Origin of the sequence: Boudabousia marimammalium, assembly GCF_001936115.1 — a bacterium.
Lineage (GTDB): Bacteria > Actinomycetota > Actinomycetes > Actinomycetales > Actinomycetaceae > Boudabousia > Boudabousia marimammalium.
Genome location: NZ_MPDM01000002.1, coordinates 38,858 through 64,809, shown reverse-complemented (window position 1 = coordinate 64,809; position 25,952 = coordinate 38,858). Strand labels below are relative to the sequence as shown.

22 protein-coding genes and 1 tRNA gene are annotated in these 25,952 nt (G+C 53.1%); 17 read left to right on the top strand and 6 right to left on the bottom strand.

Annotation, left to right across the window (positions count from 1 at the left end; all coding sequences use genetic code 11):
- Positions 1-29 precede the first annotated feature (29 nt).
- Genes atpA through BM477_RS01840 form a run of 9 tightly spaced genes read left to right on the top strand, consistent with a single transcriptional unit; the run spans position 30 to position 7,876 of the window.
- Positions 30-1,658 (top strand): F0F1 ATP synthase subunit alpha, encoded by a 1,629-nt coding sequence (gene atpA, locus BM477_RS01880; protein ID WP_075360988.1) that lies wholly within the window; start codon positions 30-32, stop codon positions 1,656-1,658.
- 3 nt (positions 1,659-1,661) lie between these two features.
- A complete protein-coding gene (locus BM477_RS01875) occupies positions 1,662-2,582 on the top strand; it encodes a F0F1 ATP synthase subunit gamma (RefSeq protein WP_075360987.1) in 921 nt (306 codons plus the stop codon).
- 8 nt (positions 2,583-2,590) lie between these two features.
- The gene (gene atpD, locus BM477_RS01870) at positions 2,591-4,051 is read left to right on the top strand and encodes a F0F1 ATP synthase subunit beta (protein WP_084543645.1); all 1,461 of its coding nucleotides are present in this window, start codon (positions 2,591-2,593) and stop codon (positions 4,049-4,051) included.
- Positions 4,052-4,053: 2 nt separating this feature from the next.
- A complete protein-coding gene (locus BM477_RS01865; RefSeq protein ID WP_075360985.1) occupies positions 4,054-4,314 on the top strand; it encodes a F0F1 ATP synthase subunit delta/epsilon in 261 nt (86 codons plus the stop codon).
- Between the two features lie 4 nt (positions 4,315-4,318).
- A complete protein-coding gene (locus tag BM477_RS01860) occupies positions 4,319-4,756 on the top strand; it encodes a DUF2550 family protein (protein WP_075360984.1) in 438 nt (145 codons plus the stop codon).
- Between the two features lie 45 nt (positions 4,757-4,801).
- Positions 4,802-5,497 carry an endonuclease NucS gene (gene nucS, locus BM477_RS01855; protein ID WP_075360983.1) on the top strand — a complete coding sequence of 232 codons (696 nt, stop codon included), beginning with the start codon at positions 4,802-4,804 and terminating at the stop codon, positions 5,495-5,497.
- A 35-nt stretch (positions 5,498-5,532) separates the two neighbouring features.
- Positions 5,533-6,729 carry an N-acetylglucosamine-6-phosphate deacetylase gene (locus tag BM477_RS01850; protein ID WP_075360982.1) on the top strand — a complete coding sequence of 399 codons (1,197 nt, stop codon included), beginning with the start codon at positions 5,533-5,535 and terminating at the stop codon, positions 6,727-6,729.
- Positions 6,730-6,757: 28 nt separating this feature from the next.
- Positions 6,758-7,063, top strand: coding sequence for a hypothetical protein (locus BM477_RS01845; protein WP_075360981.1), 306 nt, complete (start codon positions 6,758-6,760; stop codon positions 7,061-7,063).
- 42 nt (positions 7,064-7,105) lie between these two features.
- On the top strand, positions 7,106-7,876 hold the full coding sequence (locus BM477_RS01840; protein WP_075360980.1) for an alpha/beta fold hydrolase: 771 nt from the start codon (positions 7,106-7,108) through the stop codon (positions 7,874-7,876).
- A gap of 60 nt (positions 7,877-7,936) precedes the next feature.
- On the opposite strand, the gene BM477_RS01835 is transcribed toward BM477_RS01840, so the two are convergent.
- Positions 7,937-9,373: a DivIVA domain-containing protein gene (locus BM477_RS01835; RefSeq protein ID WP_075360979.1), complete on the bottom strand. Its 1,437-nt coding sequence runs from the start codon at positions 9,371-9,373 to the stop codon at positions 7,937-7,939.
- A 154-nt stretch (positions 9,374-9,527) separates the two neighbouring features.
- On the opposite strand from BM477_RS01835, the gene BM477_RS01830 reads away from it, so the two are divergent.
- The 3 genes from BM477_RS01830 to BM477_RS01820 are packed head-to-tail and all read left to right on the top strand — an operon-like array spanning position 9,528 to position 12,910.
- The gene (locus BM477_RS01830) at positions 9,528-10,979 is read left to right on the top strand and encodes a PepSY domain-containing protein (RefSeq protein ID WP_075360978.1); all 1,452 of its coding nucleotides are present in this window, start codon (positions 9,528-9,530) and stop codon (positions 10,977-10,979) included.
- Positions 10,972-11,982, top strand: a complete 1,011-nt coding sequence (locus tag BM477_RS01825) for a hypothetical protein (protein WP_075360977.1) — start codon at positions 10,972-10,974, stop codon at positions 11,980-11,982. Before BM477_RS01830 ends, BM477_RS01825 begins: the two co-directional genes overlap by 8 nt.
- A 46-nt stretch (positions 11,983-12,028) precedes the next feature.
- Positions 12,029-12,910, top strand: a complete 882-nt coding sequence (locus BM477_RS01820) for a co-chaperone YbbN (protein ID WP_075360976.1) — start codon at positions 12,029-12,031, stop codon at positions 12,908-12,910.
- A gap of 57 nt (positions 12,911-12,967) precedes the next feature.
- Here the strand turns inward: BM477_RS01820 and glgB are convergent, their stop codons facing one another.
- The 4 genes from glgB to glgX all read right to left on the bottom strand — a co-directional run bounded on the left by glgB (position 12,968) and on the right by glgX (position 20,972).
- Positions 12,968-15,136, bottom strand: a complete 2,169-nt coding sequence (gene glgB, locus BM477_RS01815) for a 1,4-alpha-glucan branching protein GlgB (RefSeq protein ID WP_075360975.1) — start codon at positions 15,134-15,136, stop codon at positions 12,968-12,970.
- Positions 15,137-15,200: 64 nt separating this feature from the next.
- Positions 15,201-17,219, bottom strand: coding sequence for an alpha-1,4-glucan--maltose-1-phosphate maltosyltransferase (locus BM477_RS01810; RefSeq protein WP_075361195.1), 2,019 nt, complete (start codon positions 17,217-17,219; stop codon positions 15,201-15,203).
- Positions 17,220-17,522: 303 nt separating this feature from the next.
- The gene (trpS, locus tag BM477_RS01805; RefSeq protein WP_075360974.1) at positions 17,523-18,620 is read right to left on the bottom strand and encodes a tryptophan--tRNA ligase; all 1,098 of its coding nucleotides are present in this window, start codon (positions 18,618-18,620) and stop codon (positions 17,523-17,525) included.
- Between the two features lie 42 nt (positions 18,621-18,662).
- Positions 18,663-20,972, bottom strand: coding sequence for a glycogen debranching protein GlgX (gene glgX / locus BM477_RS01800; protein WP_222842266.1), 2,310 nt, complete (start codon positions 20,970-20,972; stop codon positions 18,663-18,665).
- A 181-nt stretch (positions 20,973-21,153) separates the two neighbouring features.
- Between glgX and BM477_RS01795 the strand changes: the two genes are divergently transcribed.
- From BM477_RS01795 to mnmA, 4 genes are read left to right on the top strand one after another with little or no spacing between them, the layout of a single operon-like run.
- Positions 21,154-21,963 (top strand): electron transfer flavoprotein subunit beta/FixA family protein, encoded by an 810-nt coding sequence (locus tag BM477_RS01795; protein ID WP_075360973.1) that lies wholly within the window; start codon positions 21,154-21,156, stop codon positions 21,961-21,963.
- On the top strand, positions 21,960-22,964 hold the full coding sequence (locus BM477_RS01790) for an electron transfer flavoprotein subunit alpha/FixB family protein (RefSeq protein WP_075360972.1): 1,005 nt from the start codon (positions 21,960-21,962) through the stop codon (positions 22,962-22,964). The genes BM477_RS01795 and BM477_RS01790 overlap by 4 nt, the downstream gene beginning before the upstream one ends.
- A gap of 12 nt (positions 22,965-22,976) precedes the next feature.
- Positions 22,977-24,140, top strand: a complete 1,164-nt coding sequence (locus BM477_RS01785; RefSeq protein WP_075360971.1) for a cysteine desulfurase family protein — start codon at positions 22,977-22,979, stop codon at positions 24,138-24,140.
- Positions 24,140-25,270 carry a tRNA 2-thiouridine(34) synthase MnmA gene (mnmA, locus tag BM477_RS01780; protein WP_075360970.1) on the top strand — a complete coding sequence of 377 codons (1,131 nt, stop codon included), beginning with the start codon at positions 24,140-24,142 and terminating at the stop codon, positions 25,268-25,270. The genes BM477_RS01785 and mnmA overlap by 1 nt, the downstream gene beginning before the upstream one ends.
- Here the strand turns inward: mnmA and BM477_RS01775 are convergent.
- Positions 25,271-25,355, bottom strand: a tRNA-Leu gene (locus BM477_RS01775).
- A gap of 98 nt (positions 25,356-25,453) precedes the next feature.
- On the opposite strand from BM477_RS01775, the gene BM477_RS01770 reads away from it, so the two are divergent.
- Positions 25,454-25,927: a peroxiredoxin gene (locus BM477_RS01770; protein WP_075360969.1), complete on the top strand. Its 474-nt coding sequence runs from the start codon at positions 25,454-25,456 to the stop codon at positions 25,925-25,927.
- The last annotated feature ends 25 nt before the right edge of the window (positions 25,928-25,952 follow it).

Sequence of the window (25,952 nt, the reverse complement as noted above, 5' to 3'; positions counted from 1 at the left end):
GATAAGAAAAGAGTTGAAGGAAACTAACTATGGCTGACTTACACATTAGTCCCGAAGAAATCCGGGCTGCCCTTGATAGCTTCGTGGAGGATTATCAACCGCCGAAAGCGGTGACCGAGGAAGTTGGGCACGTAACCCTTGCGGCCGACGGTATTGCTCAAGTCGAAGGACTGCCTGGCACCATGGCGAATGAGCTACTGCGCTTCGAGGATGGAACCCTCGGCTTGGCAATGAACCTCGAGCCACGCGTGATTGGTGTCGTCGTGCTGGGCGACTTCACCGGTATCGAAGAAGGCCAGCGTGTCTACCGCACCGGCGAAGTTCTCTCGGTTCCCGTTGGTGATGGATACCTCGGGCGTGTAGTCGATCCGCTTGGTCGTCCAATTGACGGACGTGGTGAGATTGAAGATATTGAAGGGCGTCGTGTGCTTGAACTACAGGCGCCTGGTGTAATGGCTCGTAAGTCTGTGCATGAGCCTTTGCAGACTGGTCTAAAAGCTATTGACACTATGATTCCGATTGGCCGCGGACAGCGCCAGTTGATTATTGGTGACCGTCAGACCGGTAAAACTGCTATTGCTATTGACACCATCTTGAACCAGCGTGAAAACTGGCGTAGCGGCGACCCGAATAAGCAGGTTCGTTGCATTTACGTAGCCATCGGCCAGAAAGGCTCTACCATTGCTTCCGTGCGCGGCGCTTTGGAAGATGCCGGCGCAATGGAGTACACGACCATCGTGGCCTCTCCTGCCTCTGACCCGGCCGGCTTCAAATACTTGGCTCCCTACACTGGCTCTGCCATTGGACAGCACTGGATGTATGGTGGCAAGCATGTTCTGATTGTCTTTGATGACCTCTCCAAGCAGGCTGAAGCCTACCGTGCAGTATCTCTCCTGCTTCGTCGTCCACCGGGTCGCGAAGCTTACCCCGGTGACGTATTCTACTTGCACTCGCGTCTGCTGGAGCGTTGTGCGAAGCTTTCTGACGAGCTCGGTGGCGGTTCTATGACTGGCCTTCCGATTATTGAAACCAAAGCAAATGACGTCTCTGCCTATATTCCGACTAACGTAATTTCGATTACTGACGGTCAGATTTTCTTGCAGTCCGACTTGTTTAACTCTGACCAGCGTCCCGCTGTCGATGTCGGCGTTTCGGTTTCGCGTGTCGGTGGCGCAGCGCAGATTAAGGCAATGAAGCAGGTTGCCGGTACTTTGAAGCTGACTTTGGCTCAGTACCGCTCCATGGCTGCGTTCGCTATCTTCGCTTCGGACTTGGACTCCACTACCCGCCGCCAGTTGGCTCGTGGTGAGCGTTTGATGGAGCTACTCAAACAGCCGCAGTACTCTCCCTACAGCGTGGAAGATCAGGTTGCCTCTATCTGGGCGGGTACCAACGGCTACTTGGATGACGTAGCAGTCAGCGATGTGCGTCGCTTCGAGAAGGAAATGCTTTCCTACCTGCACTCCAATTACGACTTACTGGATACCATCCGTGATACCGGCAAGCTGGATGAGGATACCGAAAGCAAATTGCATGAGGCGCTTAAAGCCTTCGCCGGCACATTCCGCGGAGCGGTAGCAGAATCTGTCGACAGTGCCAGCGAGCCGGAAGCAGAAACCACTCGTGAAGAAATCGTTCGCGGCGGCGCAAAGGCCTGATAAATGGGTGGCAAACAGAGAATCTATAAGCAGAAGATTCGGTCGACTGAAACACTGAAGAAAGTGTTCCGGGCGATGGAACTCATTGCTGCTTCCCGGATTGGTAAAGCTAGAACGCTAGCCGACCAGTCCGGTCCTTTCGAGCGGGCAGTAACCCAAGCAGTAGCTGCGGTTGCTTTGCACACGGATTTCGATCATCCATTGACCCGTAATCGCGAGGACACCAACCGGGTTGCAGTGGTGTGCGTGACTTCTGATCGCGGCATGGCTGGCGCATATTCTGCTTCGGTTCTGCGGGCGACTGAACACCTGTTGGAAAGACTGCAGGAAGAAGGCAAAGAGCCTGTTCTGTACACCTCGGGTCGACGTGGAGCGAGTTTTTTCAAGTTCCGTAACCGTCCAGTAGAACGGATGTGGAGCGGTGAGTCTGATGCTCCTTCAAAGCGTATGGCTTCCGAGATTGCAGATGAGATTCTCGAGCGTTTCTTGGACCCGGATTCTGATTCAGCGGTCTCCGAAGTGCATCTTGTATTCACGCGGTTCCAAAATATGGTGAAACAGAATGTTGAGGTCCGTCAGGTGCTGCCGTTGACTGTGGTGGATTCTGGCTCGGCTCCAATTTCTAACGAGAATGACGGGGACTCAAACCCTGAACCGCTCTATGAGTTTGATCCATCTCCAGAAGCAGTTTTGGATCAGATTCTCCCTCTCTATATTTTTACCCGCGTAAACAACGCGCTCTTGCAGGCTGCTACTTCAGAGCTGGCGAGCCGTCAGCGCGCCATGCACACTGCTACTGACAATGCTCAGGAACTTATTACTAACTACACTCGCTTGGCAAATACGGCTCGCCAGGCGGAAATCACGCAGGAAATCAGCGAAATCGTCTCTGGTGCAGACGCACTGAGCGCCGCTAAGGAATGAGGAATCAAATGACTACGAAAGATCAGAATGCCGGCGTCGGTCGGATCGCGAGTGTGATTGGCCCCGTCGTTGACATCGAATTTCCGCCGGATCAGATTCCGCAGATGTACAACGCCCTCGAGATCGAGGTTGATCTGGAGACAGAGGACGGTGGCAAGAAGACCTCAAAGATTACTCTCGAGGTCGCACAGTACTTGGGCGATAATATGGTGCGTGCGATTTCGCTGAAGCCGACTGATGGTATGGTGCGCGGTGCGCGCGTGCGTGACACTGGTGCTCCCATTTCAGTCCCGGTTGGTGACGTAACCAAGGGCCACGTTTTCAACGTGACTGGTGAGGTGCTAAACCTGAAGGAAGGCGAGACCCTAGAGATTACTGAGCGTTGGCCGATTCACCGTCAGCCCCCGAACTTTGACCAGCTTGAGTCGAAGACCAAGATGTTTGAAACCGGTATTAAGGTTATCGACTTGTTGACCCCCTACGTTCAGGGTGGCAAGATTGGTCTGTTCGGCGGCGCCGGTGTTGGTAAGACAGTTCTGATTCAGGAAATGATTCAGCGCGTGGCTCAAGACCATGGTGGCGTTTCTGTATTCGCCGGTGTGGGTGAACGTACTCGTGAAGGTAATGACCTAATCGTCGAGATGGAAGAAGCCGGCGTGTTCGATAAGACCGCGCTCGTTTTCGGTCAGATGGATGAGCCGCCGGGCACTCGTCTACGCGTGGCATTGTCAGCTTTGACCATGGCCGAGTACTTCCGTGATGTGCAGAACCAGGACGTATTGTTGTTCATCGACAATATCTTCCGTTTTACTCAGGCTGGCTCTGAGGTTTCCACTTTGCTGGGCCGTATGCCCTCAGCGGTGGGATATCAGCCCAACTTGGCAGATGAAATGGGTCTACTGCAGGAGCGGATTACTTCAGCTGGCGGTCACTCGATTACATCACTGCAGGCCATCTATGTTCCGGCGGATGACTACACTGACCCGGCTCCGGCTACTACCTTCGCCCACTTGGATGCGACCACGGAATTGAACCGTGAAATCGCTTCCCGAGGCCTGTACCCAGCTGTGGATCCGTTGACTTCTTCTTCGCGTATTCTTGATCCCGCTTACGTGGGTGAAACGCACTATCAGGTTGCTACCCGCGTTAAGTCGATTTTGCAGAAAAATAAAGAACTCCAAGACATCATCGCAATTTTGGGTGTTGATGAACTTTCTGAAGAGGATAAGGTCACTGTGGCCCGTGCCCGTAGGATTGAGCAGTTCCTCTCTCAGAACACCTACATGGCTGAGAAGTTTACTGGCGTTCCCGGCTCGACTGTGCCGCTGGAAGAAACCATTGAAGCCTTCCGCCGCATTGCCGATGGCGAATATGATCATGTTGCAGAACAGGCCTTCTACAATATCGGTGGCATTGAGGACCTCGAGAACAACTGGAAGCGTCTTCAGGCTGAGGACGAGGGCAACTGATTATGGCGATGACCGTGTCAGTGGTGACCCGCACCGAAACGCTCTATTCCGGTTCCGGCAGTATGGTTGTACTTCCGGCTGAAACCGGTGAGCTTGGTGTGCTTTCAGGTCACGAGCCCCTGATTGGAGTACTGGGATCAGGTAGCGTCCGAATTACCGACGATGGTCAGGTCCATAAGTTCGTGGTTGCAGGCGGTATTTTCTCTATTGACTCCGACGTCGTCACGGTTGCCGCGCATAGCGGCAGTGTTGCTGGGGCGTAAAAGCATGGAAGGGGCACTCTGGTTCTTTGCGACCGTTGGCGTTCTTTCAAGCTTGGCGATTATTGTTGGGTTAATCCTGCTGTACTTTTATCGAGTGCGAATGATTGCCCGACGAGTTGGCTCATTTGAACTGGCTCTTCATTTAGAAGGGGAGAGCCAGTGGACCAGCGGTATCGGTCTATACTCAACAGATTCTTTAGAGTGGCATCGCACGGTTTCTCTCTCGTTGCGCCCCAAATATCGTTTCCGACGTGGCACCATGTTGTTCTCAGATTTGGTTCGCCGTGAAGGCTCTGATGTCGTCGAGGTGCGTGTAGTAGATCCGCAAGGCGTTCGCTGGTTAGCGATGCATGAGTCTTCCTATCGGGGACTGGTCTCTTGGGTTGATTCAGCCCCTCCGGTTGCCGATGATATTTTTGCTGATTCCCCTTTCCCCAGCTAAACCTAGCTAAAACCGAAACTACTGTAGAAGGGCTATCTTTCTTTCATGCGTATTGTGATTGCCGAATGCTCCGTCGACTACTCTGGGCGCCTAACTGCGCACCTAGATCGCGCGCCTCGGGTCCTGATGGCAAAAGCGGACGGTTCACTTCTAGTTCATTCTGATGGAGGCTCCTACAAGCCGCTGAACTGGATGAGCGCACCCTGCCGTTTAACGGTGAGTGAGCCATCACCTGAACAGAGTGAACTTGGGGCTAAAGAGATCTGGGAAGTTAGAGCTCAAAAAAGTGATGACCGTTTGTTAATCACCATCTTTGAGGTGTTTTCCGAAATCTCCTACCAGCTGGGTGAGGACCCAGGCCTAGAAAAAGATGGGGTGGAAGCGCACCTGCAAGCACTATTAGCAGCCCAGCCGGAGGTACTTGGCAAAGGCTTAACCCTCGTGCGTAGAGAGTATCCAACCCCGATTGGTCCGGTGGATTTAATGCTACGCAATAGCGAGGGTGATGCAGTAATCGCCGAGGTCAAACGTGTGGGAGGTATCGAGGGTGTCGAACAGCTCACCAGATACCTGGAAATGTTGGGTCGCGACCCGCTCCTGAAGAACCTCACCGGACTATATGTGGCGCAAACTATCAAGCCCCAAGCGCGAGTCCTAGCTGAGGATAGAGGAATCCAGTGCATAGTCGTTGACTATGATGCTCTGCGCGGTTTTGACGACGTACAATCACGATTGTTCTAATGACAATGAGTGCGCAAAAGTGACATAATGGAGTCATGAGTGAACAAATTATTTTACGTGGTTCTGTAGTTACTCCCGATGCCGTCATCGAAGATGGCGTCGTTTCATTTGTTGGCGACACCCTAACTTTCGTTGGTCCCGCTGCTGAAGCTTCTTTTGATTTGTCCGGCGCTGAGACAATCGACGGTTATATTCTTCCTGGCTTAGTTGATGTACACTGCCATGGCGGTGGTGGAGCATCATTCCCGGATGCGGAAACTCATGACGACGTACGTACGGCGGTAATGGAACACCGTCGCCACGGCACTACCACTATGGTGGGTTCCTGCGTTACGGCTGCTCCCGATGTCCTGAAACGTCGTGCACAGCTGATGGCGGACGTGTGCGATGAGGGCGAGCTCGCCGGTATCCACTTTGAAGGCCCCTTTGTTTCTAAAGAGCGTTGCGGAGCTCAGGATCCCCGCTTCATCATTGATCCAGACCCCCAGCTCACCAAGGAACTCATCGAAGCTGGTCGCGGCCACGTTAAAACCATGACTATTGCCCCTGAGAAACCTAATATTTTGGGTCGAGAGGGCGTGAATGGGGTGCTGATATCTGGCCGCGCATTACCTTCTTTTGGACACAGCGATTCAGCACCCGAGGATGCCCGCGCCGCGCTTGAGGATGCTCGCCAGTTGTTGGACAATGAGCCGAACCGCTTGAGTGGGCGTGCTACCATCACCCACTTGTTCAACGGTATGCGGCCGATTCACCACCGCGATCCAGGGCCAATCATGGAGTTCATTGCTGACGCCACTAAAGGCGGAGCGATTGTTGAAATGATTGGAGATGGCATCCATCTGAACTTCAATATTATTCGCGATGTCTATGAACTGGTCGGACGTGAGAACATGGTGTTCGTAACCGACGCTATGGCAGCTGCAGGCATGGCTGACGGCGAATATGTGCTCGGACCGCAGGCAGTGCGAGTGAAGGATGGTGTCGCTCGACTCGCAGGAGGTGACTCCATTGCGGGAGGTACCTCCCACCTGATGGATCAGGTAAAGAAACTTGTTGATTTTGGGATGCCAATCGTCGACATGGTTTACTGCGCTTCTGTGCAGGGCGCAGCAATCCTCAATGATGGCACGATTGGTTCGCTTACCGTTGGGAAGCGGGCTGATCTAGTTGTGACCACCCCCGAACTGGATTGCGTGAAGGTGTACCGGCGCGGTCAGCTGGTTAAGTAACACCGCAGACTAATTATTTTGCCTGACTATGCCTAAACGGCGTCATTCGAAGAAACGAGACTACTCGGCGGGGCATCGCCCCCTCGATATGAATCGGATAGCTAGTATCCCCGTCACTCAACGTGGACCAGATGGCAGACCATATACGGTTCGCCGTATCAGTGCCGCTGTCAAGGATTACACTTGTCCTGCCTGCGGTCAGATTGTGCCTACTGGATCCGCTCATGTGGTGGCCTGGCCAAATGATTCTTTGTTTGGGCCGGAAGCCGATTTAGCGCAACGTCGGCACTGGCACACGCACTGCTGGGATCGTGGGCTTCGGCCACTATATTAGCGGCTGATTACATCCAAATAAGACGGAAAAAGAGGCGGTTATATGAACCTGAAATACCAAATTTGGAATCATGACACCGCTGCCAAAACGGCTGTTCTGGCAGTACCTGCATTTCCTCTCACCGGCGACGAATGGGAAGAAGTAGCGAAGCTTCTCAAGATGCCGTTTGTTGCCTTTAACCATCCTGGGATTGGATCGGGTGTGCCAGGGTTTCCTGCCACTCCAGATAACTATGCTGATGATGCTATAGCAACGGCGAAAGAGTTAGGATTCGAAGCGGTTATCATGGCCGGTAACTCCATGGGCGGTTACGTCTCACAAGCTGGTGCGATTCGTCACTCAGAATACGTTCGCGGACTGGTCTTGGCAGGTACTAAGGCTGGGGCTGACGCCGAGTCCGTACGACTTGGACGCATGCAGCTGATTGAAGAAATCTGGAAGAGCGGAAGCTTAGCCAAGGTCTTTTCCGCTCTGGACGCGCTTGTTGCGCCGGAATTTGCTGAGTCAAATCCAGAAACCATGAGTTTGCTGCACGAATGGGCGGCTAACACCAGTCCCGTCGGGGTGCGTTGGTGTCAAAATCTGATCGCTAACCGATTGGACCGGCATAACGAACTAGCTACACTACGTCTATCTGCCGCTGTTATTTACGGAGTGCATGACAGCGCAGCTACATTGCAAGACGCTCAGCAGATGGCGCAAGCTCTCAGAACAGAGCTGATTACGACACAGCGCAGTGGCCACCTAATCCCAGTTGAGGAGCCCGACTTGGTTGCAGATGCGATTCAAAAGGTTTATCAGACGGCATTTTGACCGCAAATTGGTTGTGGGGTGGATGAAACAAGCATCCACCCCACAACCGATTGAAGCTAGCTAGTTTTCGTCCGGAGCCGGAGGATAGTTATCCGAAAACTCTGGCTGTTCGATCTGTTCAACCGGTTCCGGTGCTACGATTTCATCGAGTGCTCCTACACTCTCAACCTTCGGCTCTGTCCCTGTCTCAATCGAGCCACTTTCGGTGTCACCGTTGTCCGCGGGCTGGGATGCTTCCTCGGCCCCCATCGAGTCGGGAGCCGCAGGGAAGTCAGCAATGGAAGGAACCGCTCCCAGCAAGCCTCGCATGCTCTCAATATAAGTGGTAAGTGCATGACGCTGTTTCTCCAGCCGGTCTACTTCGGCGTGGGCACGGCTCAGCTCTTGCTCTGCGTCAGCCTGGGCATTTTGGCGAATAGTATGAGCTTCAGCTTCAGCTGCGGCAATCGTCGCATCAGCGCTCTGTCGGGCCTCATCCTCGCGGCGGCGAACCAAAGCATCAGTATCAGTCATCAGCTTTTCAGAGCGGGCCAGTGCCTCAGTCAACTGCTGCTCAGCGTCATCCACCTGAGCTTTAGCTGCCTCAATCAGCTCACTCATTTCACTTTGGGCTTTCTGTAAGGCGCGGGCGTCAGCTTCGCGTGCTTCAGTGCGCTGGGTAGCAATCTCCAACTCTGCCTCATGATGCATCTGATTAATCTGATTGCGCATGGCTTCGGCTCCATCACGGGCTTCACGGGTAATCAAATCAGCTTCCGTCCGGGCGGAATTCAAGGTGGCCTCAGCCTCCTGCTGAGCGGATTCCCGCAAAGCTGAACTCTCCTGCTGGGCTGCTGTGCGCATTTGCTCCGCATCTGATCGGGCCGTGGAACGCATCTGCGCTGCCGCCTTCTCAGCTTCCACGCGAGTCGCCACCGCTTCCTTTTCAGTTTGTGCACGCAACAGTTCAGTCTCGCGTTGGGCCGCAGACCGTAGGTTGTTTACCTCCGTATGGGTCTGTGCCCGAATTGCTGAGATTTCACGTTCAGCAGCGGCCATCAATTCTTCCGCGTGATTTTGTGCGTTAGCCAGAGTAGTTTCAGCTTCCTCATTGGCTCGGTTAGTAATATCGGTGGCTTCCCGGCGGGCACGATTGAGCTGGGTTTGTGTTTCCTCATCCGTCTGCTTCCGAATGCGTTCCGCATTAGCCTCTGCGGTGCCAGTAAGATGCGCGGCTTGACGCTGGGCGGTGTCAATAGTCTGGGCGGCCTGATCCTGGGCGTTTTTTAATAGTTCCTCAATCCGAGTGCCTACTCCTGAATAGCTAGGGGTTCCCGTCTGCTGTTGGTGTTGCAGTTGTGTGAGCTGCTCAGAGAGTTTTTGTGCACGATTAGACAATTCTGCCTTTTCTGCTTGCAAACGGTGCAAATCTGCTTGGAGAGAACCGACTAGGTTATCCACCGCTACGCGGTCGTAACCGCGCATAACAACAGGTAATTCCTGAGATTCAGGGGACACAATTTGCTCCTTCAAAGTTGCTGAGAATGCAGTTATATCGCATTACTAATGGTCTCAAGTTTAATAGAATAGGCAGAGGAACATGCCCACTTGGGCATGCGCGCCGCGAAACACAGTAAAATCACGGTATTCTATAGGAATATGGAGTTTCGGAATGCAGCATTTCTCAAATGTTCAATCCGAAACAAGCATAAAGCGTATGCAAGATGAGGAGAGCACATTGAAGTTTGACCTAAAGAAGGACTGGCTTGCCACGTTAATCGGGGCGATTGGTCTGGTTCTACTGATTGTGGGAATACTTGGTGCAACCGTTTTTCGTCCTGCAGATACCGTGACTGCATCAGCGACAACTACTGCTCCAGCGAAGGCTGTCTTTACGCGTGGGGGAGTGCTGGGTCTGTTCAAGACCCCGGTAACTATTACAGCTAAAACTGAAGGCAATGAGAAACTCACTATGGTGGTGGGGCGTTCCTATGATGTCGCGGCTTTTGCCGCTAGTTTGAATGCTGCCGAGGTTAAAGGATTAACCACTTGGGAGAATCTGGAGCTAGCTGCTCCTGCGACAGTGAACAACAACATCACTCCTGAGCCGGTAAAAGTCTCTGAATCTGACCTGTGGAACCAAACCGTTTTAGGCAATGGTGAGGTCGTTTTAACCCTGGAAGATCTTTCAGAGGATCTCTCCGTAATAATTGTTTCCGAGGATAAAGAACTGCGATACACCATTACGTTGAGCTGGCCGTATCGCGCAGTCACCTACTGGCAGTGGGTGGTTCTCGGTTTTGGGATCGCCCTGCTGATTGCTGCTGGTCTTGTGCTCTGGTGGATGAGACGAAATAGTAGGGAAAACGAAGAGTCTAAGTCTGAAACCGAAATTCAGATTCCAGTGGCCCCTGAGGCTGATTCCCGACTTGAAAAATCTCCATCTCTCACGCAAGAACTGACGTCTGCCGAGACTGAGTTACCTGTGGTGGAAGAGGTTATAATCAAACTTGATGACGCCCCGGCTAATGAAGCCCCGGCTGAACCGGAGATGGATAGCAACGAGACTGAATCTGATGGTGAGGCTGTAGCAGATGATGCAGCTGCTACTGAGGCAGAATCTAAGACGGAAGAGTCCCTCGAAGAGGCGGAAGTTAGCGAATCCGGAACGGAGGAAACCGCTACAGCAGTGGAGCCAGAACCTCAGCCGGGAGAAGAAAGAGCAAGCGAACAGCCCGCGGCTGAGCTTGAGAACATTGAGACTACGGAGTCTGGCAGCATTATCGCAATTACCACCGCCACCGGGCAGATTCGTCTTCCTAGCCGTGGCGCCTTGCGTACGGCTCGTGAACGTGGCGAAGCTAAGATGGAAATCGATGGCGTGGTCTATGAGACTGGTGTAATTCCAGCCGTGCATGTGGAAAAGGGCGAGGAAGACGCTGTTGAACCACTCCAGGTTCCGGAGGATTCATCGGCTGAAGTAGAGAAAATGATTAACGAAGCTAAGGCGGCCGGGCAAAATACCGGGGTTAGACCAGGCGAAAGTCTTTGGGAACGTCTACGGCGCTACCGCGGGGGATCTTCAACCAATCAGAGTGAGTCGGAAGGGGACGGTAATGCGTAATTATGCGCTACGCCGGGTGGTAATCAGTCTGTTTGCTGCCGGCTCTCTATTGTTGACTGCTTGTTCTGCTACTATTCCAACCCCTGTGGTTGATGAAAGTCGAAAAGGTAATATCAACGAAACCCGACTAGTTTCCGTACTAGATCACACAGAAGCCACAATGCGGATGAGTGCAGAGGAAAAGAGCCCGGCACCGCTGAACAGTCGTTTCGCCAATCTAGGTTTGCGGATGCGCTCAGCTGAACTAGCAATCGCGACCGCGAATAATCAGGAGCTTCTTCCCATAGATCTAAGCACCGCGCAGGCGACCGCCAGTCAGGGCAGCTCATGGCCCCGAGCCTTCTTCAACGTCTCTGAGATTACTGAGGGGAAAGCCCCTGTGGTTAGCGTTTTCCGGCAAGAACAGGCCACTGAAAACTACCATTTGAATTATTGGGCTTCTTTGCTGCCGGGCGCGAAATGGCCCAGTACTGCCCGTCTTGAATCAGGTGCTCCCTTGCTTCCTGATACCGCCACCGGGCTGGTGTTATCTCCACGGGATGCCTTAGGTGCCTATGTCAAATTGATTAACGACCCCAATAATGAAGCCAAAGACTTATTCGAGTCAGATCCTTTTATGGAGCACCTGCGTAGTTACATGAGTGAATGGCAGTCCAAAGTCTCTGAAATTGCAGATGCGAGCATGAGCGCCACCGCGGAAGAACCATTGATTACTACACTGGGACTTGAAAATGAAGGCGCATTGATGGCTGGTGGAATCAGCTATGACATCACCAGCACGGTGAAACTAGAAGGGTCTAGCATTACACTTACTGGACCGATTCAAGCGCTGATGGGAGACAATAAGGAGGTAACTGGTCGCCTCGTTTCCAAGCGTGCTGTGTCCCTAATCATGGTTATCCCCAAGGCTGACTCTGGTGAGAAGATTCGCGTAATCGGAGCACATGTCACTCCACTTTCAGTCAGCAGTCAAAGCTGGGCTGATTTACATCCCGGTGGATGATGAAGATTTTGAAGATTTGCCTTGAGAAAAGAGAATGAGAAATAGTATGTCACAATCAGCTAGTATGCCGTCAACCTATGGGGCGATAGATCTTTCAAAAATCTCCGGCGGAAATAATCCCCCTACTTCTTCGCCGGCTACCCCAGGTACCGAGTACCGTGTGGTGGTAGATGCCAAAGTCGCTGAATGGCCCCAGCTATCAGAGCTATCCACTCAGGTTCCGGTCGTGGTGGAATTCCTTTCCGCAGAAGATCAAGACTCTGCCCAGCTAGCTCCGTTGCTCCAGGAAGCTGTGGAGGCGCAGCAGGGAAGGATTTTGCTTGCTCGCGTTGATGCTCAGGTGGAAACGCAGCTGGTACAGGCTTTCCAGGTTTCCCGCACCCCCGCAGTCTACGCACTTGTAAATGGGCGTCCCCTGCCCATGTTCGAAGGTATAGTCACCCGGACCGTAATTAATCAGGTGCTCACCCAGCTGCTAGAAGTATCTAAGCAAGCCGGAATCACCGGTGTTCTAGATCCCGTTCCGGTAGTAGATGAGTCGGGAACTCCCGAAGCTCCAGCAGAATACCAGGCAGCTTTAGAGGCCCGTGAGCGTGGAGCCGCGGAAGAGGAAGCTGCAGCATGGAAGAAGGTCTTGGCACAGTATCCCGCAGATAAAATCGCTCAACAAAACCTTGCTGAAGCACAAATGCGAGCCCGCTTGCAGAAACTAGATGCAGAGAAACTAAGCAGTCTTGATGAAGCTGATCTGCTGTTTGCCCGTGGTGAGGTGGAAGCATCCTTCACCATGCTCTTAGATATTGTTGCTGAAAGCGATGAGGACAGAGAGGCAGCCCGTGAACGCCTACTAGAGAAGTTCACGGTGCTCGGCCCTAAACATGAACAGGTTCAAAAAGCCCGCGCCAAACTGGCAAGCCTACTATTCTAAACAGTCTGACAAGAAAAATAATGCGGCAGGAGAGAACTTCTCCTGCCGCATTACTAGTTAATCACGGTGCGGGGCTAGCCACAGGGCACCTAGCGGAGGAATCCGCAGGCTGACCGAATACTGGCGGCCATTCCACGGCACTTCCTCGCCCTCAACCAAGCCCATATTGCCCACACCAGAGCCGCCATAGTCAACGCTGTCAGTGTTCAAAATCTCATCCCACTGCCCGCCGAAGGGAAGCCCGACCCGGTAATTCTCATGTGGGTTACCAGCAAAGTTAGCGATACAAACCACTACGTCCTCGGGGTCGTAACCGCGGCGAATATAGCTAATCAGATTAGCATTCGAATCGGAGGCATCAATCCACTCGAAGCCCTCGTGTCCGTCACGCCAGAACGCTGGAATGGTCCTATAGAGATGGTTAAGTTCACGAACACAGTCATGCAGTCCGCGATGCAGGGGACTTTCCAGCAGACCCCAATCCAAAGACCAGTCCTGGTTCCATTCCCCTTCTCCACCCAGTTCTTGGCCCATAAACAATAGCTGTTTGCCCGGATGTGACCATTGGTAGGCGTAGAGCAGTCGCGCGCCAGCAATCTTTTGCCACTGGTCTCCGGGCATCTTGGAGACCACAGAGCCCTTGCCGTGAACGACTTCGTCGTGACTGATAGGGAGAACGAAATTCTCTGAGAATGCGTATACCAACGAGAAAGTCAGTTCCCCATGATGCCACTTGCGGTTTACCGGATCTTCTGAGATGTAGCGTAATGTGTCGTTCATCCAGCCCATATTCCACTTCATACCGAAGCCTAGTCCACCAAATTCTGTGGGGGTTGTTACCCCAGGCCATGCGGTGGATTCTTCAGCAATCATCATGATACCGGGGTTACGGCGATAGGCAGTTGCGTTGGTCTCTTGGAGGAACTCGATTGCCTCCAGGTTTTCCCGGCCGCCAAACATATTGGGTTCCCACTGGCCATTTTCGCGTGAGTAATCCAAGTAAAGCATGGAGGCTACAGCATCGACGCGGAGACCATCAATATGGAACTCTTCTAACCAGTACAGCGCATTCGCAACCAAGAAGTTCTTGACTTCACGGCGTCCGAAGTTGAAAACGTAGGTTCCCCAGTCAGGATGCTCGCCGCGGAGAGGATTTGGGTCCTCGTAGAGGGGCGTACCATCGAAACGAGCCAAGGCCCATTCATCTTTCGGGAAATGTGCGGGAACCCAGTCGAGGATGACTCCAATGCCAGCTTGGTGCAGGCGATCAACCAAATATCTGAAATCATCGGGAGTGCCGTAACGAGATGACGGGGCATAGTAGGAAGTTACCTGGTAACCCCAAGAGCCACCGAAGGGATGCTCCGCGACCGGCATGAACTCAACATGCGTGTAGCCCATATCAGTGACGTATTCGACCAGCTCGTCTGCTAGACCACGGTAGCCCAGTCCTTGTTTCCAAGAACCGGCATGTACCTCATAGACAGAAACTGGTCCTGCCTGCGGGTTCTGATGCGCACGCTGATCCATCCACTCCGCATCCATCCACTCATGGTGATTCTTTGTCACCACTGAAGTAGTTGCCGGCGGAATCTCGGTAGCCCGTGCCATCGGATCAGCCTTCTGACGCCAGCTTCCATCCGGAGCTTGAATCTCGTACTTGTAGCGAGCTCCCACGCCAACGCCAGGAATAAAGATCTCCCAAACACCGGTGGATCCCAGTTCGCGCATTGCGTTGACGCGACCATCCCAGTAGTTGAAGTCGCCGACGACCCTGACTGCCTGCGCAGCCGGCGCCCAGACCGCGAAGGAAACGCCCTCGACCACTCCCATGGGGCCGGTGAAGGAACGAACATGAGAACCTAGCACCCGCCAAAGCTCCTCGTGGCGGCCCTCATTAATCAGGTACTGGTCCATCTCTCCCAAAGTAGGAAGGAAGCGGTAAGGGTCATCTACCGTGCTGGTCTCGCCAGCGTAGGTTACCTGGATGCGGTAATCGACCACCTCATGTTCGGGCAACTCGGCCTCCCAGATGCCGTTAAAAACATGGGTTGCTGCGATTTTTTCCTTCCCAGTGACAATCTGTACGGCCTCTGCCAAGGGTCTGAGGGTGCGAATCGTCAAGCCATTCTCATGCGGATGAGCGCCGAGAATCGAGTGCGGGTCATAGTAGTGTCCGTTAGATACGGCGGATAGAACGTCGAGGTGGATATCGGAGATACTCATGTTATTGCTCTTTCAAATCTGTCAAAGGTTTAGGTGATTTATCGGGTAGACATCATTGTCAAACTCAAAGCGGCATCACCTCAAATACGTGCGCGACTCTTTCGCTGGGATCAAGTTTCACGTAATTGTAATCGGACCATGTGTAGGTTTGCCCATCCAACATGTCACGGACCCGATACTGGCCGTAGGCTAGCTCCACACCGAGCAAAGCAGGATCAACTCCAACCATGGATTCACGTACCTCATGCGGGTCCAAATTCACGACCACAATAACTGCATCCGGTTTGCCTGAAGCAGAGTGACGGCCGGGAAGATGCTTGACAAAGGCAATGACATCATCCGAGGAGGAGTCGCAAATAGTCAAACCCCGTAGCTGTTGCAGCGCCTCATGTGAGGAACGGGCGAGGTTCAGATTCTTCAGCAGTTCCGCAATTCCGTATTGTTCTGCTTGAGACCAATCACGAGGACGGTACTCATATTTTTCATTGTTGTTTTGCTCTTCAAAGCCGGGACGAGGATCAGATTCAACCAGTTCATAACCCGAATAGATACCCCAGGTCGGAGAACCGGTGGCGGCCAGGACAGCTCGAATAGCGAAGGCGTTGCGTCCCCCGTCGGTCATCTGAGGGGTTAGGATATCGTGCGTGGTAGGCCAGAAAGCCGGGCGCATCAAATGGTCAGTCTGCTGGGCCAGCTCCAAGAAGTAGTCTTGCAGCTCAGTCTTGCTGGTACGCCATGTGAAGTAAGTGTAGGACTGGTGGAAACCGATAGCGCCGAGGGTGCGCATCATCGCCGGTTTGGTGAAAGCTTCAGCTAGGAAGAGCACTTCCGGGTGGCTTTGACGCATCTCATGCAGTAATCGCTGCCAAAAGATCAGCGGTTTGGTATGCGGATTATCTACTCGGAAGATGGTGACACCTTGCTCGACCCACTTTTCGACTACCTCGCGAATCGCATGATAGATTCCTTCTGGATCATTATCGAAGTTGAGTGGGTAGATATCCTGATACTTCTTCGGAGGATTCTCAGCGTAGGCAATGGTGCCGTCAACGCGCGTGGTGAACCATTCCGGGTGCTCTTTCACCCACGGATGATCAGGAGAGCATTGGAGAGCTAGGTCAAGAGCGATCTCAAGGCCATGCTCTTTCGCGGCTTCAACTAAAGCAGCAAAGTCTTCCCAGGTGCCTAGGTCAGGATGCAAGGCGTCGTGCCCACCTTCGGGAGCACCGATCCCATAGGGGCTACCCGGGTCATTTGGGCCAGCATTCAGGGTATTGTTCTTACCCTTTCTATACTGCGTTCCAATCGGATGAATCGGGGTCAAGTAAAGGACATCGAATCCCATCTCAGAGATTCTATCGAGGTCCTTAATAGTTTCGCGGAAGGTACCTGAAGTCCAGGTGCCATCAGGGTTCATTTCTGCTCCAATAGAGCGCGGGAAAATCTCATACCAAGAGCCGGTGAGAGCTTTGCGGCGGTCAACATTGAGCGGGAACTTTCGAGTCGTATCCGCCAAGTCACGTAGCGGGGAGCTACCGAAAATTTTCCTAGTCAGTGAGCTAAGCCCAGCTGAAATACGCTCTTGAGGGGTTTTCTGGCGGTCACGCAGAATGGCTGCTGTATTGAGTAGATGCTCCTGTGCTTCTTGGTTGGGGGGTTGTCCCTGAACTTTTGTGCTGGGCGGATATGGTTTTGCAGCGCCCTCGGCAGCTCGCTCCATCAGTTGTGCGCCTTCTTCGCACATGAGTTCTATGTCGGTACCAGCACTAACCTTAATGGAGGCATCGTGTGCCCAAGTCGCATAGGGGTCGGCCCAAGACTCAATGTGGAAGGTATATGTGCCCGGGAGAGCTGCCCGAAGCCACCCTTCGTAGCGGTTCAAGCCGGGGGCGATATCGCGCATGGGGGAGCGCATTACTTCTGTGCCAGCGATATCGCACAGCACCGCCTCTACACCGAAGGCGTCATGTCCTTCACGGAAGACAGTAGCCCGCACCGGAAACGCCTCGCCCTCACAAGCTTTGGCTGGCCAAGTGCCATCTTCGATCACCGGAAATACCTCAGTTACCGGGATTCTAGTGATGGGGCTGGGCTGAGGGAGCGCGGCAGGCCGAGTAGCTGTCTTGCTACGTTTAGGCGGCTGCGGCGTCTCCTTCGCAGTACGACTTGAAACAGCTGACGGATCACTTGAATCGCGTAGCTGCCGAGGTGGGCGGGGACGTCGAGATGCGTTCTTTTTATTCACCCCTTAAGGATAATACGAATTCCATCCTAATGTGACGGGACTCTCTTTCATGCTTGAATTGTAATCAAGAAAATGGGCGGGTTAATCTAATCTGCTCGATTAAGCTGCCCATTTGAGAAGGCTGTAAGCTACTGTTTTTGACTAGTAGTTCATATTCATGGCCTGCCGAACTTCATTGAGCTTTCGTTCAGCCTGCTCGTTGGCTCGCCCATTTCCTTCACGCAGGACCTGCCAGAGGTAATCCTGCTGGTCTTCCAGTTCTGCGCGACGGGCCCGAATCGGTTCCAGCATGCCGTTGACCGCGTCAATTACGTGCATCTTCAAAGCGCCCGCGCCCTTATCACCAATCGACTCAGCGATGGCTACGGGATCTTCACCGGTAGCAGCTGAAGCCATCTGCAAAAGATTAGCCACCTGGGGGCGACGTTCGGGTTCAAAAGTAATTAGACGCTCGCCATCAGTGACTGCCTTCTTTAAACGCTTGGCGGTCTCATCTGCGCTCATGCGCAACTCAATGGTGTTGCCGCGAGACTTACTCATTTTCTCACCGTCAGTGCCCAACAGGGTCATGATGTTAGAGAGTAAACCTTCGGGGCGACGGAAGACCGGCTGATCTTTCTGGGCGCGCCCGTATCGTTTGTCGAAACGCTGGGCGATGAGGCGAGTTTGTTCGATGTGAGGAAGCTGGTCTTTACCTACCGGAACCAGGTTTGCATCGCAGAACAAGATATCAGCAGCTTGGTGTACAGGGTACGTAAGCAGCAGGCCAGAGAGCGCGCGCCCATCGGTCGCCTCAAACTCTGCTTTAACTGTGGGGTTGCGGTGTAACTCTGCTTCCGTGACTAGGGAAAGGAATGGGAGCATTAGCTGGTTCAGTGCCGGAATCTGGGAGTGTGCGAAGATAGTAGATTTCTTCGGGTCGATCCCACACGCCAAGTAGTCAGTGAGGAGAGAGAGTACGCGCTCTTTGATGGGGCCAACCCCGTCACGATCGGTGATTACCTGATAGTCAGCGATGATTATCCAAGTTTCAACGCCTTGGTTTTGGAGTCGTACACGGTTTTTCAAAGTGCCTAGGTAGTGTCCTAAGTGGAGATGTCCAGTGGGCCTATCTCCGGTGAGGACCCGGAACTTCTCAGGGTTCTCAAGGAGCGACTTTTCGATTTCAGCTGAACGCTCCATGCTTCTGGCAAGAGAAGCGTCAGTCATAGTTTCTGCAATAGTGTCGTGGTTACTCATGGAACTATCCTAACGGTCTTTCTTAACAAAAGAGAATCAAAGCTACTGCACTGGTCCTTCCGAAATCAGCACAGTAATTGAAAGGGGTTCAACCGGTAGTGTTTTACCGGCGTAGGTGACGTAAGTGTCGTCAAGATCGATGCTGCCGGGGGCAAATCCGCCATCTTGTGGGGTGGTCCAGGAGGAATCCCAGACCATTCGGTACAGCTTGCCTGAAGGCAAGGCGAGTTTCACGGTAGCTTCATTCAAGGTGCCATTGACAATCATCAACATGTCATGATGAGGATTGGAGCAGGAGCACCGATGCATTTGGAGAAGGCGATTGGCTGGGTTATTCCAATCCGCTGCTCCTTCCATTGGGTGCGCTAAAGCGTCAAACCAAGCAACGTCAGGATGATCAAGTTCTGGTATCCATGGCTTACCGATAGCAAACTGCTCAGGTCTCATAACCCGATAGTGGGAGCGTAGCTTGAGAAGGTGCTTAACCATGGAATGGAGATTGCCCTGCCAGTCTTCCCAGTCCCAGTCCAGCCAAGAAATCTCATTGTCTTGGCAGTAGGCATTATTGTTTCCGCGCTGAGTTCGTCCGAATTCATCGCCGGCGGTAATCATGGGAACGCCAGCTGCCAACACTAGGGTCGCAAAGAGATTTCGGATGGATCGTTCTCGAGCGGGCAGGATTTCAGCAAAAATGCCGCTGTCGGGATGAAGCTCTGTAGCTTTGGAACGTGTGATGACAGGGCCTTCCGCACCGTGGTTCCAAGAGCGGTTGTTATCGCTGCCGTCTCGGTTATTCTCACGATTAGCTTCATTATGTTTGCGATCGTAGCTAACCAGGTCTGCCATGGTGAAGCCGTCATGAGCAGTCACGAAATTGACTGAGGCGAGGGGATCTCGAATAATCCCATTCGGGTCACGGTAATAGGTATCTGCGGAGCCAGCTAGGCGGGTAGCTAGATTTGATTGTCCAGCTAAGTTTTGGTTGCCATGGGCGGCGGTGCCGACATTGGCGACCCAGAAATCGCGTACCGAATCACGGAAACGGTCATTCCATGAGGCAAAGGGAACCGGAAAGTCGCCGGTGTGCCAGCCATCAAATCCAACATCCCAGGGCTCCATGATGAGCTTCTTTGCAGCTAGCGCAGGGTCTGCGGCGGCAGCTACTAAGAAGGGGTGCTGCCGGTTGAAGACGCCGTGCGCGCGTCCTAGGGTGACTCCGAGGTCGAACCGGAAGCCATCAATTCCCATTTCAGTAGCCCAGTAGCGCAACGAATCAAGCGTCATCTGTACCACTATTGGGTTGGTAAAGTCTAAGCTATTACCGGTTCCAGTGACGTCAATATAGTCTGCAGGGCTAGACGGATCGTGTAGATAGTAGGTGGCGTTATCAGCGCCGCGCCAAGAAAGACTAGAGCCTAGCGGGGACCCCTCACAGGTGTGGTTATAGACCACATCAAGGATGACTTCGATGCCGGCCTCATGCAGGATTGAAACCATGCCGCGGAACTCATCAATTACCGCTTGTGGTCCCGCCTCTTGGGCGGCTTGCGAAGCATAGCTGGGTTCGGGACTGAAATAGTTCAGTGTTGAATATCCCCAATAATTGCTGAGTCCTCTTTGGGATAAGAAGGGTTCATCTAGAATAGCGTGAATCGGGAGTAGCTCCACGGCTGTTATTCCGAGGTTTTGCAGATAAGAGATTGCTGTCGGTGAGGCCAAACCAGCGTAAGTGCCCTGAAGTTCTGCGGGAACACCAGGCATGAGTTTGGTAAAACCTTTCGCATGGGTTTCGTAGATAACGGTGTCACGCCAAGCGGTTTGGGGACCGGGATGAAGCTCAAATCCGGGTGCTACGACGATACTTTTCGCAGTAAAAGCAGCCGAGTCTGCTTTGCTGGGGACGAGGGGGTGACCGGCGGGAACTAGATCGTCGGTGACGGCATGGGGGTATATCTCTGGTCGGTGTTCGACCGTGCCGGAGAGCGCTTTCGCGTACGGGTCAATTGTTAGTTTATAAGGATTGAAGACGTGCCCGTTGGCAGGATCCCAAGGGCCGTAGAAACGGTATCCGTATCTAGTTCCTGCCCCAATGCCGGGGATAAATCCTTTCCAAATGGCTTTATCAGGGCCGTTGAGTTGGAAGCGACGTTCTTGATCGTCCTCGTCAAAAATACAGACATCAACTGCGGTGGCATGTGCTGAAAAAACCGCGAAACAAACCCCTCCGTCAACCACGGTTGCGCCCAGTGCAGAGCTCAATAGCTGGCTGGGGGCGCTCAGTGGGGCATCCGAAATTAGCTGCTCAAAACTTGCCATTTCAGCGTTGTGGTTTGCTGTCTTCATAGGCGGCATTATTCCACTTTCATATCTAAATTTCTAAGTGAATCGGATATCGAGACTAACATGATGACTCTTTACTGTCCTCTTCGGTTACTGACCGTTTCGGCGCGAAAAAACTGACCAGAGTTTCACAATCAGCGCGAAACGGTACCTCGAAATGGGAATCTGGCGAAGAATATGGCACAGTAAAGACATGAAAATTGCAGTATGTGTTAAGTACATTCCTGATCTTCAGTCTGAACGCCGGATTGAAGACGGTCGAATGGTCCGGGGAGAGGACGACACTCTCAACGAGCTAGATGAAAACGCTATCGAGGCTGCCGTCTCTCTAGTGGAGAAGCATGGCGGCGAAGTAGTGGCTTTCTCCATGGGCCCCGAGGACGCTGAGGACGCCGTAATGCGAGCCTTGCAGATGGGTGCAGATCGCGGCGTGCTCATTACTGATGAGCAGCTGGCTGGTTCTGATGTTTACGCGACGGCCTCCGTATTGAGCGCGGCCATCTTGTCGCATGAGGCAGAGGCTCCTTTTGACCTGGTAGTTACCGGCATGGCTTCTTTTGATGGCATGACTTTCATGCTGCCGGCAGCTTTGGCTACATATCTGGGACGTCCCTACATGGGTCTGGCTAAGGAAACTGAAGTAACCAGCAACCTAGTCCGGATCACCCGCGAATCAGACGGATACCTAGATCAGTTGGAAGCGCCGTTCCCGGCAGTTATCTCAGTGACTGACCAGGCCAACGATCCGCGATACCCGAACTTTAAAGCGATGGCTGCCGCGCGCAAGAAGCCTTTGGAGGTTTGGGATCTAGATGAGCTTTTGGGGCGTGTTGCGCAGGCCAATGCTTCCTTTGAGCTAGGTCCGGTGGGAGCGCAGTCTTCTGGCACCAATATTTTGGATGTTTCAGTGCTACCGGAACGCGAGAATCGTGTGGTAGTTACTGATACTGGAGATGGCGGGAAGAAACTGGCCGAATATATTGCACAGGTGGTGTCGCGATGACTGAAAAATTTACTCACCCGGTACTGGTTGTTTTGGACCAGATCCCACAGCCTGATGGCTCTTTCCTGCTCACTGACGCTTCTGTGCATTTGCTGGGCGTAGCCCGCCGGTTGACCTCCGCTGAGATTTGGGCGGTCTCTTTGAACCCGTCGCCGAATATGTCTCGGCTTGGTGAGGCAGGGGTTTCTAAGGTGCTTATCCCGAATCTAGCTGGACGTTCCCCGCGGGTGAGTGCTGTTGTAGCAGACGCCGTGGTCGCCTGTGCGAACTCGCTTACCCAGCTTTCTGCAATCTTATGTATCTCCAATTTCCGCGGCCGAGAGATTGCTTCTATGGTGGGAGCAAAGTTCCGCTCCGGCGCGGCAGTAGAGGTCACAGAGGTTGATGTGGTGGACGGGGTTTTAACTGCCTCCAAGTCCGTGCTAGGCGGAGAGTGGTCTTCTTCCTTTAATATCCCTTCGGGATTACCGATTGTGGCACTGCGTCCCGGCGCTGGCACAGCTGTCCCGGTAACCGCAGTAGAAACCCCGGGGGTGATTCCGGTTGAGGTTTCTTTCAGTGCGGCAGCTGACGACGTTCGTGTGCTGTCCTCTGAGGTCATAGCCGAATCTGGTCCTTCTCTCGCTGAAGCCTCAACCGTGGTGTGTGCTGGATACGGCACAGATGGGGACCTTGATGAGGTGAAGGAATTAGCTGAACTGCTTAATGGTGCGGTTGGTGCGACCCGTCCCGTTTGTGACGAGGGCTGGATGGATCGTTCAGCTCAGGTTGGGCAAACTGGTCTTACCATCTCCCCTGATTTCTATCTTGGAGTGGGCGTCTCTGGCGCAATTCATCACACTTGTGGAATGCAATCTTCTAAGAATATTGCGGTAGTCGTCGATGATCCAGATGTGCCTATGGTAGAAATGGCTGACTTTGCGGTAATCGGTGATTTTCGTGAGATATTGCCACAGGCGATTGAGGCACTCAAAGCTAACCCAGATTTTCAGCGTGAGTGAGGCACTGCTTCGATGACTAGCTACCTGGACTATGCGGCGACTGCGCCGATTCGGACTGAAGTGATTGACTCCTACGCGCAGGATTTAAGATTACTTAGTCAGAATCCTGGCAACCCTAATGCTCTGCATGCGGCGGGGCGCGCGGCTCGTGAGATGCTGGAGGACGCTCGAAAACGGGTTGCCGATAGTTTGGGTGCCGACGCTGCGGAAGTAGTTTTCACTTCTGGTGCTACGGAGTCCAATAGTCTCACCGTGCTGGGAGCTTTGAAGGCGGCCGAGGAGGCTGGACAGACACCAGTTTTCTTGACCGACGGATTGGAGCATCCCGCAATCGCTAAACTGGGGGACCGGTGTCGCGAAAACGGCGGTCAGGTACTTATCGCAAAGGTTGATGAGCTGGGACTAATCGACACCGCGGATGTGGAGAGGCTCTGTTCAGAGAATCAGGTTTCGGTAGCTGCCTTTATGGCGGTCTCCAATGAGGTTGGGACGATTCAACCAGTCAAAGAACTTGCTGAGATCGCGCACCGGCATGGTGTTAAACACGTCCACTGTGATGCGGCGCAGGCAGTGGGCCATATTGAGGTGGATTTCCACGAATGGGGAGTTGAATCCTTAGCTTTCTCCGGCCATAAAATTGGGGCCCCCGGAGGCATCGGAGTGCTCTTAATCAAGCGTGCTATCGCAGTCGTATCTGACCGTATTGGCGGAGGACAGGAACGCTCGCTACGTTCTGGTACCCAGAATGTGGCTGGGGCACGCGCTCTTGCCTCTGCCCTGGAAATTGCTGATGCTACTCGCGCTGAGGAAACTTCCCTGATGCTCCAGTTACGTGCGCAGCTGATTGCCGGTTTAGATCCTAGAGCTACTGTGACGAAGGTTGGACAGACTTCACCTCATATTGTTCATTTGACACTGCCTACTGAGCATCCCGAAGTTATCTTAATGATGATGGATCAGGCTGGCGTTGCAGTTTCTGCGGCTTCTGCCTGTGCCGCTGGCGTACCCCGACCTTCTGCCGCGTTATTGGCCATGGGACGCAGTGAAGCGGAAGCTATGGGCGCTTTGCGTGTGTCTCTTGGATGGGATAGCACCAGTGAAGATATTGCAGCTTTCCTAGCTGCCTTAGGGTCGGCCCTTGATGCGGCCGCCAGATTTGAAAAAGGACGTAATTAATGCGAGTACTCGCCGCCTTGTCTGGCGGGGTTGATTCTGCTGTGGCAGCTGCACGTGCGGTTGATGCCGGGCATGATGTTACCGCCGTTCATATGGCTCTTTCTGCAAACCGTAGTGAATCACGATGCAGTTCTCGTGGTTGCTGCACAGTGGAGGATGCTTCGGATGCTGCTAGGACTGCAGCAAAGTTGGGTATTCCTTTCTATGTTTGGGATATGGCTGAAGAATTCACTGATACCGTGGTGAATGATTTTCTCTCAGAATACCGTTCCGGAAGGACCCCTAATCCTTGCGTGCGGTGCAATGAGTTCGTCAAGTTCCGTGAGCTCTTGGACCGAGGACGCTCCCTCGGCTTCGACGCTGTTTGTACGGGGCACTATGCGACTCTAGTGCAAGGTCCTGAAGGACCTGAGCTACATCGGGGCTCTGACCCATTGAAGGATCAGTCATATGTGCTGGCTGTGATGGGACGGGAGAATCTTAACCGGGTGTTATTCCCCCTCGGCGGAGCCGCCACCAAAGCCGAGGTGCGTGCGGAGGCACAAGCTCGTGGTTTCACAGTTTCGCAAAAACCTGACAGTTACGATATTTGCTTTATCCCAGATGGGGATACCTTTGGTTTTTTGAAGCGTAACTTGGATTCAAATAGGGGCAATATTGTCACCCCTGAGGGTGAAGTTCTCGGACAGCATGACGGCTACTTCGGTTTTACCGTCGGCCAGCGCAAGGGGCTGCACATTGACCGCCCAGCGCCGGATGGGCGTCCCCGCTACGTGTTGGAGACGCGTCCTCAGACCAATGAAGTAGTGGTAGGTCCAGTTGAGCTGTTGACCGTAAATCGGATTTCTGCGACCCGTCCAGTGTGGCTGGTTCCGGACAGTGATGAGGTTTTGGCTGGAGCCGAGGGCGTTGCGGTCGGCGGACTGCAAGTCCAGGTACGGGCCCACGGACGTCCAGTCGACGCTTTGATTGAACGTAAAGGCGAGACGATTATTGCTCATATCGTGGGTGAGGAAAGAAGCGGGATACCGGGAATGCGTGGCATTGCTCCGGGTCAATCCATGGTGATTTATCGCGATACTAGGGTAATCGCGGAGGCCACCATTAGCGGGGCCTGGAAAGAGAAGTAATGGTGCGCGAGGGGGGACTTGAACCCCCACGTCATAAGACACTGGAACCTAAATCCAGCGCGTCTGCCAATTCCGCCACTCGCGCTTGCCCGTTGAGTCTACCGCACTTATTGATGCTCTTCTACCGGTAATAGCGGTAGAGTGATACTAGCTACATTTTCTGCTGAAATGGAGGATACAAATATGGGGAAATTAATCGAAGGAGATAAAGCTCCGGACTTTTCACTGGACTCAATGCAAGGTGGGATTAACCTAGAGGATTTGCTGAAAGAAGCGCAAACTGGCCTGATTCTCTATTTCTATCCCCGCGCGAATACTCCCGGTTGTACGACTGAAGCTTGTGATTTTCGTGATAATCTCGGTCGTCTTACAGGCCTCGGGTATACGGTGGTAGGAATCAGCCCTGACAAGCTTGCCGCGCTTGAGAAATTTGCGGCTGACCATGAGCTGCCGTTTATCTTGGCTTCTAATCCTGAGCATGACGTGATGGAAGCGTACGGGGCGTGGGGAGAAAAACTAAATTACGGCAAAACTGTAGTGGGGACAATCCGCTCTACCGTGGTAATCTCACCGACTGGAGAAGTCTCCCATGCGCTTTATAATGTGCGCGCTAAAGGGCATGTGGACAGATTAACGAGACTGCTGTCTCAAGATTAGATTCTCTGTCTTCTAGCGTCGAAAT

Bases quoted from the DNA above. Each gene is read 5' to 3' on its own strand.
- BM477_RS01860 (WP_075360984.1), top strand. From the start codon at position 4,319: ATGGAAGGGGCACTCTGGTTCTTTGCGACCGTTGGCGTTCTTTCAAGC.
- BM477_RS01825 (WP_075360977.1), top strand. From the start codon at position 10,972: ATGCGTAATTATGCGCTACGCCGGGTGGTAATCAGTCTGTTTGCTGCC.
- BM477_RS01830 (WP_075360978.1), top strand. From the start codon at position 9,528: ATGCAGCATTTCTCAAATGTTCAATCCGAAACAAGCATAAAGCGTATG.
- BM477_RS01770 (WP_075360969.1), top strand. From the start codon at position 25,454: ATGGGGAAATTAATCGAAGGAGATAAAGCTCCGGACTTTTCACTGGAC.
- mnmA (WP_075360970.1), top strand. From the start codon at position 24,140: ATGCGAGTACTCGCCGCCTTGTCTGGCGGGGTTGATTCTGCTGTGGCA.
- BM477_RS01840 (WP_075360980.1), top strand. From the start codon at position 7,106: ATGAACCTGAAATACCAAATTTGGAATCATGACACCGCTGCCAAAACG.
- glgX (WP_222842266.1), bottom strand. From the start codon at position 20,972: ATGCCGCCTATGAAGACAGCAAACCACAACGCTGAAATGGCAAGTTTT.
- BM477_RS01785 (WP_075360971.1), top strand. From the start codon at position 22,977: ATGACTAGCTACCTGGACTATGCGGCGACTGCGCCGATTCGGACTGAA.
- BM477_RS01850 (WP_075360982.1), top strand. From the start codon at position 5,533: ATGAGTGAACAAATTATTTTACGTGGTTCTGTAGTTACTCCCGATGCC.
- trpS (WP_075360974.1), bottom strand. From the start codon at position 18,620: ATGAGTAACCACGACACTATTGCAGAAACTATGACTGACGCTTCTCTT.
- BM477_RS01790 (WP_075360972.1), top strand. From the start codon at position 21,960: ATGACTGAAAAATTTACTCACCCGGTACTGGTTGTTTTGGACCAGATC.
- BM477_RS01845 (WP_075360981.1), top strand. From the start codon at position 6,758: ATGCCTAAACGGCGTCATTCGAAGAAACGAGACTACTCGGCGGGGCAT.
- BM477_RS01875 (WP_075360987.1), top strand. From the start codon at position 1,662: ATGGGTGGCAAACAGAGAATCTATAAGCAGAAGATTCGGTCGACTGAA.
- atpA (WP_075360988.1), top strand. From the start codon at position 30: ATGGCTGACTTACACATTAGTCCCGAAGAAATCCGGGCTGCCCTTGAT.
- BM477_RS01795 (WP_075360973.1), top strand. From the start codon at position 21,154: ATGAAAATTGCAGTATGTGTTAAGTACATTCCTGATCTTCAGTCTGAA.
- glgB (WP_075360975.1), bottom strand. From the start codon at position 15,136: ATGAGTATCTCCGATATCCACCTCGACGTTCTATCCGCCGTATCTAAC.
- atpD (WP_084543645.1), top strand. From the start codon at position 2,591: ATGACTACGAAAGATCAGAATGCCGGCGTCGGTCGGATCGCGAGTGTG.
- BM477_RS01865 (WP_075360985.1), top strand. From the start codon at position 4,054: ATGGCGATGACCGTGTCAGTGGTGACCCGCACCGAAACGCTCTATTCC.
- nucS (WP_075360983.1), top strand. From the start codon at position 4,802: ATGCGTATTGTGATTGCCGAATGCTCCGTCGACTACTCTGGGCGCCTA.
- BM477_RS01820 (WP_075360976.1), top strand. From the start codon at position 12,029: ATGTCACAATCAGCTAGTATGCCGTCAACCTATGGGGCGATAGATCTT.